Below are 16,008 nucleotides of genomic sequence, written 5' to 3' on the forward strand. Positions count from 1 at the left end.
TGGCATCCTCCTCAAGGGCGGCCGGGCCAACGTCCGTGCAACTCGTCGATCACAAAAGCATGCCTATGCTCACCCGGAAACTGCCGCGACAAATGCGGATGATCGGACGGAAGTTCAGGGTGTTCATGAGCGATTTCTTCGGGATCAAGCTCGGGCCAGCGCCACAACGCCGAGATTGTGCCGATCGCCGCAATCGCTGCCAGCGCCAAGAAAGCAACGCCCATCCCCGAGTTCGCGCCGATCTGCCCAGCCACCGGATAAGCGAGAAGCCAGCAAACATGGCTGAGGGCGAATTGCGCCGCGAACAGCGCCGGCCTGTCCCCTTCGTTCGAAGAGCGACGCAACAGCCTGCCGCCAGGCGTTACACTGAGCGAATACGTCACGCCCAAGACCAACCAGCCGCCTAGGAGGAACGGCCAGGCGATCAACCCGGCGGTTCCCAGCGTCATCATCGCGAAGACCGACAGCGTGGCGGTTAGCAAGAACGCACCTGCGATCATCACCGAGCGGTCGGAGATCGAGCGCAGAACCCGAGGAAGGATCAGCGCTGCCAGCATCGACCCTCCTCCATAGGCTGCGAGCGCGAGTGCGACGTCCTCTTGTGAGCGGCCCATGCCTTTCACGATGACCACGGTGTTCACGATCACCATGGCGCTCCCAGCCGCAGCTGCCAGCGTCACTGCCAATAGTCCGACCAAACGCGGTGTCCTGAGGTAAATCCGCGCGCCACGCGTGGTCTTGCGCCAAACGCTCTCGACAATCTTCTTCGCTGCCTCGCGATGCGGCAGAGCGGAGGTGACGACGAGCATGGCGGAAATCACGAAGCCGACCGAGGTGCCCGCGAACAGCCAATGGAAGTTGATCACCGTCAGCAGAGCGGCGGCGAGGATCGGGCTGAGCAGGCTTTCCAGATCGTAGGCGAGACGCGAGAGCGACAGCGCAGTTGTATATTCCTCCTCGTCCGGGAGGATGTCCGGGATGGTCGCCTGGAAGGTCGGTGTGAATGCCGCCGAGGCCGACTGAAGCAAGAAGATCAGCAGGTAGATCTGCCATACCGCATCGACAAAAGGCAGCGCCATCGCGACGACAGCGCGGACCACATCCATCGCTACCAATAGGGTCTTACGCGGCAAGCGATCGGCATAGGCACCGACGACCGGTGCGATCCCGATGTAAGCGACCATCTTGATCGCCAGCGCCGTGCCGAGCACCGCGCCCGCATCCGTTCCGGCAATCTCGTAGGCCAGAAGACCCAACGCAACCGTCGCGAGGCCCGTCCCCACCAGCGCGATGACCTGCGCCGCGAGCAGGTGCCGATAGGTTCTATTGGTCAGAACACTCAACATTTCGAATTCTCCACGGGCCTACAGCGCCCAACCCAGAATCGATGCCGCGAGAACAGCATATCTCATGAACTTGGCGACAATCACGATGACCACGAAGATGAGAAAACGGACCTGCAAGACTCCGGCGACCAATGTCAGGGGATCGCCGATCACGGGAACCCAGGAAAAAAGCAGAATCCAATGGCCGTATCGAGAGAAGCGCGCTCCCGCCTTGTCCATAGATGCAGAGGAAAACGGGAACCACGCTGCGTTCCTGAACCGCGCGAGATTGCGCCCCAAATACCAATTGAGCACCGAACCCAAGACGTTACCCGAGGTCGCGGTCAGGAGAAGCACAAAGGGTTCATAGCGTCCGGACATCAGCATGGTGGCCAACACGACCTCCGACTGGGCCGGAAGGACCGTCGCGGCGACGAATGCGGCCGCGAACAGTCCTCCGTATCCAAGCCAAGCCAGGTCAAGGCCCGTCGCGACCCAGTTCGGGATGATCACACGACGCGCTTGATCTCGGCATAGGCGCCTTCCGTCCTAAGAGTGACGGTGACCGTTCCCCCCGATCGATTACGCCAGAACCAACCATGGCTGCCATCGAACGCGGCGACAAGCGTCCCGGACTCACCTGTCGACTCCCGACCCTTATCATAGCCGTGGTAGGAAACGCCCGGTGCGTCGGCGTGCGTGTCGTAGTTGACGTGTCCACCTGCGACAGACCATTCATACCGCAGAGAAGCGCCATCGGACATTACTGCCTTGACTTCTGCCCCCTCGCCAGGAGCAAGTGTCAACTCGGTGATATCCTGACGACCCTCCGCCTCTCCTTCGGAGTCCGGCGCAACGGCTATCGAGCGGACCTCTGCGACCGCAGCGTTCTGCTCATCGGCCGCCGCTTCCGCAGCAAGCTGCTGCTTGATCTCGCCCATTTCAGCAAAGCCGAGGACTCGACCTACTCCGGTCGGATCGATCGCGTATTCAGACGGGAGCACCACAGTCACGAGAAGCGTGCCCGCCGCGACGACAGCGATACCCGTGGCCTTCAGCAACTGCCGGGTGGTCGGTAGATCATTGGACGAGGGACGTTGGGAATTGAACATATCTTATACTCCAGAATGCAAGAATTCAGGCGACGGCAAAGCCGACGAGCTGGTAACCGACGAGCATGAAGCCGGCGGCCATGAGAACGGTGTTGGCTGCGAAGGCGTGGCTCATGAAGCTTCCCGTCCGGCGCCAGAATCCCATCAGGATAAGGATCATGCCGAGTGCGAGAAGCTGCCCGATCTCCACTCCCACGTTGAATGCGAGAAGATTGGGAACGAGACCGTCTTCCGCGATATCGAACTCGATGATCTTCGTGGCCAGACCGAAGCCATGGAAGAACCCGAAGACGAGGGTCGCCGCCTTGGTGCTGGGTTGGAAACCGAACCAGCGCTGGAAGGCTCCAAGGTTGTCCATCGCCTTGTAGACCACGGACAGGCCGATGATGGCATCGATGAGATAGGCGTTGGCAGAAATACCGGTCAGGACGCCGAACAACAGAGTGGTGGAATGGCCGATCGCGAAAAGCGTCACATAGATTCCGACGTCCTTCAGCCTGTAGAGGAAGAAGATTACACCGAAGAGGAAAAGAAGGTGATCGTAGCCGGTCACCATGTGCTTGGCGCCCAGGTAGATGAAGGGCAGGATCAGCGTGCCGCTGCTTTCCTGGATATAGCCCTTGTCGCCTTCTGCGACATTGTGGGCCCAGGCCTCGGCTCCGGAAGCGAGGAATATCAGCAGAACAGCCGACAGCGCGAACAGGCGCGTCAGTGTCTGAGCCGGAAGTTTCTTCGTCAGTTGCATCATCTATTTCTCCGATTGCAGGGGAGGACCGCCTGCGGGATCGCTCCACGCGGACGGCCCGACCGTCTTCAGCCTGCAGTTTGAATACTGGGGGGTGTTTCGGTGTCGTCGGCGGTTGACACCTCCGCTCGGTCGCCACGGACCGCCCGGTAAAGGGCAGGCAGGACGAGCAACGTCAGGGCCGTCGCCGATACGATGCCGCCGATCACCACCGTCGCGAGCGGCCGCTGCACCTCCGAACCGAGTCCGACATTCAGGGCCATCGGGACGAACCCGAGACTGGCGACCAAGGCCGTCATGAGGACAGGCCTCAGCCGGGCCATGGCGCCCTCCTTGATTGCAATGTCGAGCGGCCTACCCTCATCCATTAGTTGGCGAATGAAGGTCAGCATCACCACGCCATTCAGCACTGCAATGCCCGACAAGGCGATGAAGCCGACGCCTGCCGAGATCGAGAACGGAATCCCTCTCAGCATGAGCGCAGCGACACCTCCGGTCAGGGCCAGCGGCACTCCCGAGAAGACAACCAGAGCGTCCTTCACCGAGCGGAACAGAGCGACCAGCAGGCCGAAGATCAGCAGCAGGGCAATCGGGACGACGACCTGCAGCCGAGCACTGGCCGACTCCAGCTGTTCGAAGGTTCCGCCGTAGTCGATCCAATAGCCCTCGGGCAGATCGACTTCAGCGTCGATCCGTTGCTGAGCCTCGGCGATGAAGGACCCGAGGTCTCTGCCCCGCACGTTGCTGGTGACGACAGCTCGACGCTTACCGGATTCGCGACTGATCTGATTTGGGCCCTGAACGTTCTCGATCGTCGCGACTTCCGTCAACGGGACCGATCCACCTCCTGGGAGAGCGATGGGAAGACGTTCGAGAACCTGCCGATCCTGGCGCATCTCCTCGGGTAACCTGACGACGATATCGAAACGCCTGTCGCCTTCGAAGATCTGACCAGCCTCCGCGCCGCCGATCGCGGTCGATACGACAGTTTGGACATCATCGACGTTCAAACCGAGCTGGGTCAGACGCACACGATCAGGGAGCACCTGAATAAACGGCAACCCTGTCACCTGCTCGGTCTGGGCATCCTGAGATCCCTCGATCGAAGAGACCACTCCCTCGACTTCAGCCGCCACGGCGGCGAGCTGGTCGAGATCGTCTCCGAAGACCTTGATCGCGACATCGGAACGAACGCCTGCGATCAGTTCGTTGAAGCGCATCTGGATCGGCTGGAGGAACTCGTAGCGCGAGCCCGGCACCTGCTGGACCGCCTCGTTCATCTCAGCGACGAGCTGCTCCTTGGGCTTCCTGGGGTCGGGCCAGTCCTCCCTAGGCTTCATGATGACGAAGGTGTCCGCCACCGATGGCGGCACGGGATCGGTCGCGACATCCGCCGTGCCGATCTTCGCAAATACCTGATCGACCTCCGGGAAGGTGCGGATCCGGTTCTCCAACGCGGTCTGCATGGCGACGGCCTGGCTGAGGCTCGTCCCGGGGATACGTAGCGCGTGCAGCGCGATGTCTCCCTCATCCAGGTTCGGGATGAACTCCGAACCCATCCGGCTGGCGCCGAACCCGGCAAGGACCACCAAGGCAACCGCTCCAGCGAGCACCACCTTGCGTGAACGCAAGGCGAAATCGAGCATGGGCTGATAGCCCGACTTCGCAGCCCTCATGACCCGCGTCTCCTTCTCCTCGACCTTGCCCGTCACGAAAGTCGCGACTGCGGCTGGGACGAAGGTCAGGGAGAGGACCATGGCGGCTGTGAGCGCCATCACGACCGTGATGGCCATCGGGTGGAACGTCTTACCCTCGACCCCTTCCAGAGCGAAGATCGGGACGTAGACGATGGTGATGATCAGGATGCCGAAGAGGCTCGGCTTGATCACCTCCGCCGATGCGCGGGCCGCCAGTTTGAACCGCTCATCGCGATTCAGCAGTCTTCCGAGAGAATGCTGGGCCTCACCAAAGCGCCGCAGGCAGTTCTCCACTATGATGACCGCCCCATCGACGATCAGACCGAAGTCCAAGGCGCCAAGGCTCATGAGATTGCCGGAAACGTTGTTCTCGACCATCCCCGTGATCATCAGGAGGAAAGATAGCGGTATAACGGCAGCGGTGATGAGTGCGGCCCGGAAGTTGCCCAGGAGGACGAACAGAACGACGATCACCAGCAGCGCACCTTCGGCGAGGTTCTTCTCGACCGTGGACACGGTCGCCTCGACCAGTTCGGAGCGGTCGTATACGGTGTTGGCCACCACGCCGCCAGGGAGCGAACGGTTCACTTCCTCCAAGCGTTCGGCCACCGCAACGCTGACATCACGGGCATTCTCACCGACCAGCATGTATATCGTGCCGAGGACGACCTCGCGGCCATCCTTCGTGGCTGCGCCATTGCGGATCTCGGATCCGATCTCGACGTCCGCCACATCAGCGATCCGAATGGGAACGCCGTCACGATAGTCGACGATGATTCCGGACAGGTCGCGTTCGCCCTCGGCCTGCCCGGGAACGCGGATCAGGTATTGAGATCCGGACCTCTCGACATAGCCAGCGCCCACGTTGGCGTTGTTGTTCTCGAGGGCATCGATCACATCCTCCACGGTCAGGCCGAAACCGGCCAGCCTTTCCGGAAGAGGCGCAACGACGTATTCCTTGCGGTAGCCGCCGATCGAGTTGACCTCGGTCACGCCCGGAACCGTTCGCAGTTGTGGCCTGACGACCCAATCGTGAAGCGTCCGCAGGTCCTGCGCGGTATAGGGCGACCCATCGGGCTTGATCGCACCTCGCTCGGCCTCCACCGTATACATGAAGATCTCGCCAAGGCCGGTCGCGATGGGGCCGAGCTCAGGCTCAACCGCTTCCGGCAGGGTCGAGCGGACCCCTTGAAGCCGTTCGTTGACCAACTGCCGGGCGAAATAGATATCCGTCCCGTCCTCGAAGACGACCGTGACCTGGCTGAGTCCGTAACGAGAAACAGATCGCGTGTATGAAAGGCCCGGAAGCCCCGCGATCGCGGTTTCTACCGGATAAGTGATGCGTTGCTCGGCTTCGAGCGGAGAGAATCCCGGCGCGGACGTGTTGATCTGCACCTGGACATTGGTGATGTCCGGCACGGCGTCAATCTTGAGCCGGCCGAAACTGTAGATGCCCACGGCGGCGCAAATCAATACCGCCGCAAGCACTGCGAAACGCTGTCTGATCGACAGCTCGACTATCTTCTCTAACATGGAATCGCGCTCCTCAGTGATCGTGGCTCGCGCCCGACTTCTCGATGTCGGCCTTGATCACGTAGCTGTTCTCGGATGCGTAGACGGTGCCCGCCTCGATGCCGCCGAGGACCTCGGTCCACTCAGGACCTTCCTGGCCAAGCTCGAGCATCCGAACCTCGTAGGTCTCGCCGATCTTGGCGAAAACGACCCGAAAATCGCGGAACTGCTGAATGGCATCCGTCCGAACGGCGAGAGGAACCCGCCGCTGATCGACCGAGACCAAGCCTCTGACGGCCATTCCAGGACGCCAGAAACCGTCCCTGTTCGGCAGCGACGCCCGGGCGGTGACCGCCTGGCTGCTGACTTCCGCCAACGGCAGGAAATCCCGGATGCGGGAACCCTGTGCACGTTGGCCTTCCAGGCCTCGTATCTGAACCGCCTGTCCGGGACGCACCCGCTCGATGTCTCGTGGAAAGATCGGGAACGTGGCGACAGTGCGCGATGGGTCGGAGATGACGAAAATCGGGTCGCTGCCGGCAATGTCGCCGACATTGGAGTCCCGCTGGGTGATAACCCCCGAGATCGGCGCATATATCGAGTAAGTCTGCAGCGACGAGCTGCTCTCCACCCGCGCAAGCAACGCACCTCGCGAAACGCGATCGCCGAGATTGGCGTGCAGTGAGACCACGGGGCCGGGGAACTTGGCGCCTACTTCGGCACTCCCCGAAGGATCGAGCTCGACACGGCCGATGATCTCGATAGTTTCACCGATCTGCTGCGGCCCGACCGTTTCGGTTCGAATCCCGGCCGCGCGTGCTGCCTCGTCAGCAATCTGGACACGGCCTTCATAGGACTCGAACGCCCACCGATGGGAAGTGTCGCCTTCGTTGGCCACCACAACCACATCGAAGCTGTGCGGTTCGATGAGAACACCCTGGCCACGCAGGTAATCCTGTTCCGGTTCGAACTCGAAGGTCGTCTTCTCCCCGTCCAAACGGGTGATCATAACCCGCGCGCGGACCGTCTTGGGATCGACCGGTTCGTCATCACGGTAGGCGTAGAGACGATACTCCGGAGGCACGCCGTCCTCGAATACCGTGACTTCGATGGCGAAATCGCCATCCCGGAGCATCCGGCCGTTATGGGGCCCGCGCTCGTAATCCCCTTCCGCCGCGGCCTGTTCCTCGGTGGACTCCGGATTGCCGTCAGATTGCCCGCAGGCGCTAAGTGTCACTGCGCACAAGGCAGCAAGGAAGAAATGCGTCTTGCGCATGATCAGTATCCCCCAACAATTTCGATGAAGCGGCCAGTCAGTCGATCGTAATCGACCTTGGCCTGATGATATTCCGCCAGAGCGTCGACGAACCGCACACGGGCGTCGTGCAAGGCCGTCTGGGCGAGGGACACATCGAGGAAGGTAAACCCTCCCCGATTGTAGCCAGCCCTCACCTCCCGGAGCGTCTGTTCCGCTCCAGGAACGACCGCCTCCTGTATCGCTTCGGCCTCATGACGGGCCTCTTCGACACGCTCAGCGGCCAATGCGATCCGTCGCCGAAGCTCGAACCGCTCCACGCCCAGGTCGGCCTCGACCTGCCGCTGCTCCGCAGCTGCGCGATCGATATTGGCACGGTTCAGAGCGCGATTAGGAAGGGGCAGTGAGAACCCGGCAACCAGAGCAACATCCCCGTTGCCGAAGACACGTGGTCCAGCGAAGACGGTTGGGTCGGTGCGAGAATTGGCCCGCTGAAGTCGATAGTTCGCGTCTGCACGATCGCGGCGTGCTTCGAATACCGCGAGATCGACCGGCGTCAGATCGACCGGCCCGACTACGACCTCTGATGGATCGAGAAAGCCGGTAGTCACGACGTCCATCCCTTCGGGATCACCGCCGGTCAGCAGGGCCAAGCGTGCCAAGGCCGCCGTGTAGGCGTGCTCGGCCAGACCGAGGTCTACACGGGCCTCTGCCAACTGCGTGCGGACGCGTGTGCCGGCAAACAGAGGATCGCGTGCTTCGTCGACCCTTCGCTGGACCTCCTTGGCGAGCGTCTCGGCAATCTCGACCCTGCTCTTGGCCAGCTCAAGGGTCAGCGCGGCGGATTGGGCCTCGACATACAGCTCCTGAACCTCGCGCGCGAGATCCAGGCGCCTGACCAGGGCCTCGGCTTCAGCCAATTCGATGTCACCCATGGCCACGCCGACCCGGGCAGCGCGCTTGCCGCCACGCTCAATGCGCTGGTTGTAGGTTCCGTCGACCTGCCACTGTGAGAAGCCGGGCGTCCCGATGTTCTCTACTGTCCCATCAATGGACGGCGCAGGCCGGGTGTCGGCAGCTGCTCTGGCCGCATCCAGAACATCGAGGCGCGCGGCGACCGCTTCGCCTTGGGGTGAGTGAGCGACCGCGTTTCGGACGGCCTCTTCTAGGGTGAACGTTTGGGCTGATGCCGCGTTCGCCCACAGCAACGTGGCCGCCAAAAGGGCGGCACGCGTGGACACGTGCATGATAAATTACTCCTGATCATCTGAACGAAAAGCAGCCCGAAAACCGGGCCGAATTCAGAGATCAGGCTGAAGGCGGTTGCGTCAGAGGGGCCGACGGATAGCCGACGAGGGGGGCAGATTCGCCAGGACGCAGAAGAACCCTCGAAAGCGTGCCATTCGGCACAAGCGCAGCGTCATCTGGCAAAGTGATAGAGCCATGCGAGTGAGACGCAGCATGTGGGACAAGCTCGTCCGAAGCAAATGCGTCCGATTGCGGCTCAACCTCGACCACATCTGCGGATCTGTGGTCATGCGCGTGCGCTGCACTAACCGTATCATGCGCATGAGCCGCTTCGAGATGCGGAATCGCCCCAGGCAGCCCGCCATGCGAGACTACCAGCAGTATCAACAAGAACAGGAAGCGAACCTGGCGCATCGCGCTTGCGGTATACGATTGTGCGGCGCGAAGCAAGCGTTGGAGGGCTGTGATCTGCATTCATTTTACATAACCGCAACAACCCCAGAATTCCCTGCGTGCGCACGTCGACTTTCCTCGGCGTCAATCATGTCAGGAGTCGGGTAGTATACCGTAGCTATATTACCGGACGAGCGTGTCCGATTGCCTAACGCGACAAGCCCAGCCATCTACGTGGCATGGAACTGGAAGCAATGGCGACGGCGGGAGCGGTCCTCGATATCGAATCTCTAACGGCGACGCATGAGCGGCTGTGCCGACGGCTGCGCAAGCTCGATCGAAACGCAACTTGCGGCATGGTCGCAGGGCTTATGGTCGATCCCAGCCTTCAAGGCGGTATCCTTCGACTGGAAGTGCTCGCCCACTTGGCGGCTGCACACTGCGGTGGACAAGAAAAACCCTCGGCTGCGCGGATCCGCGACTTCCTCAATAATGACCTCGCGCGCGGGGCCGTATGGCGTCTGGAGGATCCCTCCGAAGACGTCTTCGTCTCCAACATTACCACAGGGGCCGGCGACTTCCGCATCCTCGAAGGAACCTGGGAAGCGAACGCCGCCTATACCCAGAGCTGTCTCTCTGCGCTCAACAGCGCAATCGCAGATGGTCACGAATGGGCCCAGCACGGAATGCGGCAGGCAAACGCGTTGTTGGCAATTGGCGAGGCGGTGGCGGAGCGAGCAGGACTGCGACGCTACCAAGCTGGTGAGGGCAAGGCGCGCGACCGATTTCGGTTCGATACCGCGAAGGCACTACGTGCATGCGCAGCTGTCACCTTCACCGAGGCGGAACTGCGCGCGATCGGTGTGGAACCGTTCGACCTTCTCCCTTTCGACTTCTCGCGCATCGATCCGCAGCTCTTGCGGAACGAAACCATCAACTGGACAAGCCTCGAGCGGTGGCCCGTCTCGCGAACGGAAGATGGCATCGTGGTGCTGCTTCCCACGGCAATTGGCGCGGCGGTCCGCCGCCGCGCACTGGAACTCGCGAGGGATAACCAAGCGGGGGATGCTTACGAAGGACATCTAACCGAACATCAATTCTTGGGGGCGGTAGGGGACGCTGTGCGCGGACTCGACCTGAGCCCTGCCGCTCCACCCTGGTCGGATGTCCAAAGTCACTGCGTGGTCCAGTTATGCAGGTTCGATGCGGGAGCCTATTGTCAGGTCATATTTGTGCCGGACCGCCCAGATGACGTAATCGCGGAAGGCTTCCGTTCGGTCCAGGACGTTTCAGCGCCTGTCCGAAGGCTGATGAGGCAAGCAGCGGCAGAGTGCAGCGCGCGCGATGACTACTTGCGCGGCATGACGCTGCTGGTCTTCGGTGGACAGGGCCGCGGTGTGGTCGCCGATCACGGAAGACCTCCAGACTGCTGGCAGATCGTCGGGCTTGGTTACGACGACCTTTCGCTTCTGGCATCCGCCGGGGAGATCGATGCATTGCGCATTTTCAGGGTTCTCGAGCAGGAGGATCAACTCGCACGGCGAGGCATCCAGCTGTTCAATCCGAATGGGTTCATGAACCTCTACGGCATGGTCGAAGAGCAGGATTTCACGCTTCTGCCCGAGCAGGTCGATCACTCGGCGCCATCCATGATCCAGATGGGAACCGATCATCTCAGCAAGCTGCGCATCCGGATTCGGCAGGCGCTCGACAAGCATAGCGTCGCGCGTCCTTCGAGAGGCTATCGGGCGGAGGTGCAGCGCCCTTCCGCGTTGCCCTTGTTCGAGGCGGCCAGCACCGAAAGCGCGTTCGTAAGCGTTGACGATCTGCGTCATGGCCACCCTGCAGTCGCAATAGAGGGCAGCAGGACAACGTGGTGGCTGACGGTAGAGGCCATTGACCCAATCACTGCCGGATCGCTCCCCTTTCGAGTATGGGACATGGCACAGAACTGGCTCATCCCGCTTGCGCCAGAACTCGAAATCCATCTGGGTGAAGAATTGCCGAGACATATCGAGGTAGTCCTGACATTCGGACGGATTGATGAGCAGGAACTGCTGGCAGAGGAAGGAAAAATCGAGCCGCCCAATGTCTCCCTCGGCGGCGGGACGATCCGGATCTCCTGCGCGGAACCCTATCTTCGTTCTTTCGGCCAACCGGGTAATCAGGGCGACCGATGGATGGTGCGGGCGATCGCCTCGGGTGCCGCCGGCCTGGCAAACCAAGACCCGTCTGCGTGCGCTGATGCGGTGGAACGCGAGATAGTCAAGGATGACGCAGCGCGCCATCTTCACGTGTTCAACGCTGCTACGATCACGCAGATGGTGATCGCCAAAGCCGTCCATCATCCGCTTCGGAAGGTGCAACCGGAGGTCCGGGCGTGGGCCGAAGTCGGACTGGCAAGCGTCGGTGCCGACGACGAAACGAATGTAGTTCGCGGCCTCGAAGCAACCAAGTTCCTCGCTGGTTTGGTGGACGATCTATGGGCCAGTATCCGAACGAGGCTTAAAGACCTGGACAGGGCCAACGTTATCGAGATGGCGCTTCGCCATCATCATGCGGTGGACAAGGACAGGAACCGATGGCGAACGACGGCTGCGGCGGTTCTCTCGCTCCATCTCCCCGAAGAGGGTGTCCGGGTCGCCATCAACCTTGAAAGCGAGCGAGCCGAAGCGGGACTGTGCTCACGGGTCCTGGCTGAAATGGCGCTGTGCACCTCGCCTACGGAGCATGGGCGCAAGTGCTCGGTCTACGACTTCGATCAGATGATGGCGGAAATCTCCTTGATGAATGCGATCGCGTCCCGAAGTGACGAGATCCACCATGGCTTCGCTTCCGAACTCGCGGTGATGCCGAATGGCACACTCCGCTTCGAAAACGATTTCGCCGAACAAGTTCATACCCCTTACCTGCGTGCATCGTCCCAGGAGCAATTCGAAGCCGCTGCTGGCGATTACGCTGATATATATCGACGTGCAGAAACATTGGAGCGGGACGAGTATGCGGAAAAGAGGGACGCGGCATTCGATGCAGCGTTCCTGGCCGAATACGGCGTCGATCCCTTGGGCATGGCCGACATGGTGTCATTCGTCGGTCTGATCGCACTCGAACGAGGCGGAGACATCGTGCGGATGCGTCGTTCCGAACTGGTCCAGCTAGCCAAGGACAAGCTCGAAATCGATCGAGACGGAATTGGTGCTCTTCTCGATGCATGGTCGCTGCGACCTCGGCCCAAGTGGGACGAGAAGAAGCCCGAGGGCGCGACCGCCAGGGACTGGTGGCCGTGGCGCCATGCGCGCCGCCTCAGCCTTCTGGCGCGGCCGGTCATAAATCTCGACGGTAGAGACAATCCCGAACTTGTGCGGTCCCCAATCCTCCTGGACCATGCCCTGACCTACGCTCTGCGTGCGCATTCGGGCGGACTGCCCGTCGATTTCTATCGCAGTGATGAGATGCGGAGCTGGATAGGCGCTGTCATTGACGAGAGGGGGCACGCGTTCAACCAGAAGGTCAGAGACGACCTTGAAGCAATGGGGCTGGAGGCAATCGCCGAGGTCGATATGACGCGGCTGGGAGGCACGAAGCGAAACGGCGACGTCGATGTGTTGGCCTGGCGACCCGCTGACGGCCGCGTCTTCGCCATAGAATGCAAACGTCTCCGCGCCGACCGGACGGTCGGCGAAATCGCCGAACGCCTCTCGGAATATTCACCGAGGTCGGCGGAGGGCGCAAAAAGGGGGCCGACGGTCAAGCACACGGACCGCATTGCGGTGTTGAGGGATCATCTCGAAGACCTAGCGAAAGTCACCCGCCTGGAGGCCGGGGATGTCTCTCTGGTATCCGCGCTCGTCACGTCGTCACTGGTCCCGATGCAATTCAATGCCGCCTTGCGACAGGCCTTCGACGTCATCACATCGGTCGCGGATCTCTCGCCCTTCGTCGCTTCTCGACGCTGACGGTGAAACCGGCTCGCCATTACGCGGATAGCCCGCTTCCTAATGCCCCTTGCCAGTCTCGTCGGTTGTCCCTGCAGAGCCGATATGGATTGCACCGCCCGCCAGGTATTCGGTGGGGAAACCAGCTGCCGCGACGATGTCGCTTCCGTTTCGCCCAACAGGCGTCGCTTCGAGATCCAGCGCGGTTGCGATCATCGTGATGATACCGAGAAGTGCCCCAGCGTCCCGCCAGAACAGCGATTCCCAATTTTGGTAACACGCTTCGTAGCGTCGACGATCACCGATGAATTGAAGGGTGATCCCGTGCTTCGAGCTCAAAATCTCGTCTATCTCGTTCCGATTGAGCGAGACGGCGGTTTCGAAAGAGGAGGAGCTCCGAAGTTCGTGTGCTTCAGGATCATATAATCCGCACCAAGGCGAGCCGTCGATGGGAAGACAGGCGATGCCGAGCGAGTGGAGACCCCCTGCGGACGGGGCCGCGCGGCTCTCCCACTCGCCGAATCTCGAATTATTGTTCCGTTCTCGAAGAAGCATAGCATGCCACAGAACAGAGGACAGTTCGCGCTCGCTGACAGAACCTCCCAGCGCGGAGCCGCGCCTAGCCAATACCTCGAAGAAATTGTCAGAACCGGTCAGGATCCGCCGGGTCAGAGGAATGACGTGCTCGAACGCCGGCCAGGATCTCGTCGGAGCTTCTACGCCCGCGACCGGTCGAGGCTCGTCAAAGATCCCCATATACGTTCGCGATCACTTCCGCGTTCTTGTAGCAGCCCCTGCAGTCGCCGCAGGCCAGATCGCCCCTGTGACAGGAATGCGCCCATGCCAGGACGGATCGCGGAACCTTCGACTTCACGATCAGCTCTTCGGTGGACATCCCGATCGCGGGCGCTGTCACGTTCAGGCCTCCCTCTTGCCCGGACATCAACCGGTCCAGGTCTTCGAAGAACCGGGGAAGGCCATCGGCATGCGAACCGTCGCCTCGAACCGCTCCGAATATCAGCTCCGTTACGCCCAATTGAACGGCTTTCATGCCGGCCAATGTTGCCAGCAGCTGATTTCGGAATGGCCACCATTCGGGAACCGGCGCCAGTTGGTGCGGCGCGTCGCCCGCCATGTCGCCCGAGCCAAGCTCGGGACATCTCGCTTCGATGACCGTATGCCCGATGCCCAGCTCCTCGCATACCTGACGCGAGGTTCGCGTTTCGGCGATCGCTGCAAGCTGTCCGTAATCGACGGTGATGGCTTGCTCGGGCCTCAGCCACCAAGCAAGCGCAATCGAATCCATGCCGCCCGAGAGAAGCAGTCCCTTCATGCCAGCGCCCAGATCGAATGGTAGATGGCGGTCACGAGATCCGATACGATCAGGCCCCCGCTGCCCTCTGGCATCTTGGCATCCTCGTCGCGCATGTTCTGGGCTAGGCAGATGACGGGCTTGCCTTTCGCCACCGCATATCCAACCTCGAATATCGTCCCTGGATCTGAACCGCTGAGGACTGCCAACACGACATCGGCTTGGTCCAGTCCCTCGAGGTCTCGCAGCGCGACCTCCTGCGCCGTTCCCAAGCCAACATCGTGCAACGGCGAGAAAACGCCAACGCCCATGTCGAGCAGACGCTGCCTGATCTCCTCGACGAGCCAGAGGTCAGCCAAAGTGAAGAACGGTGCTGCGATGTAAACCCGTCCGCTCGACGGCGTGACGGGCGAGAGGTCCAGCGCCGCGAGTTCCTTCTTCGCGGGGATCGGCAATGAGCGGGTCGATGCATATACGGATACCGACCTCGAAGCGAGATCGGCAGCTTCCGTGGGTTCCAGGCCATCGCATGCCCAAAACTTTGTGAAAGCAGCCGAGAAGACATCCCCGGCGCCCAGCTTCCATACCGTGTCGCTGCGGTAGGCAGGAACCCGGGTTCGCGAAGTTCGCGTCGCGACTATCGCTCCATGACCGCCAAGCTTGAGAACCACGATGCTGGCATCCTGCTTCTCGATCAATGCTTCGACCATGCGTTCGGGCTCGGTCTCGTTCGTCAGCCGCCTTGCCTCGAAAGCGTTGAGGATGAGGGCGAGCTCGTCTGCCGTGGATCCATTCTCGTGGAACGGCCGGGGATCGAAGGCCGATTGCGGGTCGTAAACTGCCCGGCGGGCTGTCACCCTCGCATCCCCTTCGAGCATTCCGAACCGTAGAACGACGTCGCCGCTGACTTCGATCGGTGGGTGGACGCTAATGGAATCGGGCCGAGGTGCGATCCTGGGCTCATCGAGAGAATGGATATATCGAAAACTCACCGCATCCCGGACCTCGGGGCCTTCGATCGGGAAACCATAGATGGCCGACAGGTTTTCCAGCCCATCTGCCAACGCCGATGACCGATAGGTGACGAGCTTCAGATCATCGCACCAGCCCGAAAGCGCGGCTGCCGCGCGGCCGCCCGACCCGTATACATCGTTCCAGAACGGTTCGAGGCATTCCTCGGCGTAAACACCGCCGACGACAGCGGTCATTTCGGTTCGATCCTCAAGGCAATGAGGGCGCCCGTCTTCTGGACGACCGTCGCCTTGTAGATGTGTCCGGTGCCAATGCACTGGATGATCTTCAAGTGGCCGGGGTGTGTGAGCGAACCTGCAGCTTGTCCGCCCGCGGTGCTCACCACCAAGCGATTACCGGAGGGAGTATTCTGAAGATCCACCTCAAGCACATCGCCGACCTTCAAGCCCGAAACGACGGCTGGGACCGGACTGGAGAGAGGCGCGGTCTGGACGAAGAGACA

Annotated in this window: 12 protein-coding genes; 1 reads left to right on the top strand and 11 read right to left on the bottom strand. The window is 61.3% G+C overall.

Translation table 11 applies throughout. From position 1 onward, the window contains the following. Positions 1-11: 11 nt before the first annotated feature. The 7 genes from V6B15_RS01565 to V6B15_RS01595 all read right to left on the bottom strand — a co-directional run bounded on the left by V6B15_RS01565 (position 12) and on the right by V6B15_RS01595 (position 8,893). Positions 12-1,346 carry an MFS transporter gene (locus V6B15_RS01565; protein ID WP_063505028.1) on the bottom strand — a complete coding sequence of 445 codons (1,335 nt, stop codon included), beginning with the start codon at positions 1,344-1,346 and terminating at the stop codon, positions 12-14. An 18-nt stretch (positions 1,347-1,364) separates the two neighbouring features. Beyond that, positions 1,365-1,838, bottom strand: a complete 474-nt coding sequence (locus V6B15_RS01570; protein ID WP_232508386.1) for a YqaA family protein — start codon at positions 1,836-1,838, stop codon at positions 1,365-1,367. Continuing rightward, positions 1,835-2,437 (bottom strand): hypothetical protein, encoded by a 603-nt coding sequence (locus V6B15_RS01575; protein WP_063505029.1) that lies wholly within the window; start codon positions 2,435-2,437, stop codon positions 1,835-1,837. Before V6B15_RS01575 ends, V6B15_RS01570 begins: the two co-directional genes overlap by 4 nt. A 25-nt stretch (positions 2,438-2,462) precedes the next feature. Continuing rightward, positions 2,463-3,185: a HupE/UreJ family protein gene (locus tag V6B15_RS01580; protein ID WP_063510669.1), complete on the bottom strand. Its 723-nt coding sequence runs from the start codon at positions 3,183-3,185 to the stop codon at positions 2,463-2,465. A gap of 65 nt (positions 3,186-3,250) precedes the next feature. Further along, positions 3,251-6,412, bottom strand: coding sequence for an efflux RND transporter permease subunit (locus V6B15_RS01585; RefSeq protein ID WP_063505031.1), 3,162 nt, complete (start codon positions 6,410-6,412; stop codon positions 3,251-3,253). Between the two features lie 13 nt (positions 6,413-6,425). Then, positions 6,426-7,667, bottom strand: a complete 1,242-nt coding sequence (locus V6B15_RS01590) for an efflux RND transporter periplasmic adaptor subunit (RefSeq protein ID WP_063511682.1) — start codon at positions 7,665-7,667, stop codon at positions 6,426-6,428. Between the two features lie 2 nt (positions 7,668-7,669). Then, positions 7,670-8,893 carry a TolC family protein gene (locus V6B15_RS01595; protein WP_082835580.1) on the bottom strand — a complete coding sequence of 408 codons (1,224 nt, stop codon included), beginning with the start codon at positions 8,891-8,893 and terminating at the stop codon, positions 7,670-7,672. 633 nt (positions 8,894-9,526) lie between these two features. Here V6B15_RS01595 and V6B15_RS01600 point away from each other — a divergent pair. Next, positions 9,527-13,243 (top strand): hypothetical protein, encoded by a 3,717-nt coding sequence (locus V6B15_RS01600; protein WP_334199777.1) that lies wholly within the window; start codon positions 9,527-9,529, stop codon positions 13,241-13,243. A gap of 39 nt (positions 13,244-13,282) precedes the next feature. Here the strand turns inward: V6B15_RS01600 and V6B15_RS01605 are convergent, their stop codons facing one another. From V6B15_RS01605 to V6B15_RS01620, 4 genes are read right to left on the bottom strand one after another with little or no spacing between them, the layout of a single operon-like run. Further along, on the bottom strand, positions 13,283-13,978 hold the full coding sequence (locus V6B15_RS01605; protein ID WP_063512753.1) for a hypothetical protein: 696 nt from the start codon (positions 13,976-13,978) through the stop codon (positions 13,283-13,285). Beyond that, the gene (locus V6B15_RS01610) at positions 13,965-14,555 is read right to left on the bottom strand and encodes a 7-cyano-7-deazaguanine synthase (RefSeq protein WP_063505036.1); all 591 of its coding nucleotides are present in this window, start codon (positions 14,553-14,555) and stop codon (positions 13,965-13,967) included. The genes V6B15_RS01605 and V6B15_RS01610 overlap by 14 nt, the downstream gene beginning before the upstream one ends. Beyond that, positions 14,552-15,742 carry a PfkB family carbohydrate kinase gene (locus V6B15_RS01615; RefSeq protein WP_094062562.1) on the bottom strand — a complete coding sequence of 397 codons (1,191 nt, stop codon included), beginning with the start codon at positions 15,740-15,742 and terminating at the stop codon, positions 14,552-14,554. The genes V6B15_RS01610 and V6B15_RS01615 overlap by 4 nt, the downstream gene beginning before the upstream one ends. After that, complete coding sequence (locus tag V6B15_RS01620; RefSeq protein WP_063505038.1) at positions 15,739-15,951, bottom strand: hypothetical protein; 213 nt, start codon at positions 15,949-15,951, stop codon at positions 15,739-15,741. Before V6B15_RS01620 ends, V6B15_RS01615 begins: the two co-directional genes overlap by 4 nt. Positions 15,952-16,008: the final 57 nt, after the last annotated feature.

Origin of the sequence: Qipengyuania sp. Mu-71, from assembly GCF_036867055.1 — a bacterium.
GTDB lineage: Bacteria > Pseudomonadota > Alphaproteobacteria > Sphingomonadales > Sphingomonadaceae > Qipengyuania > Qipengyuania profunda.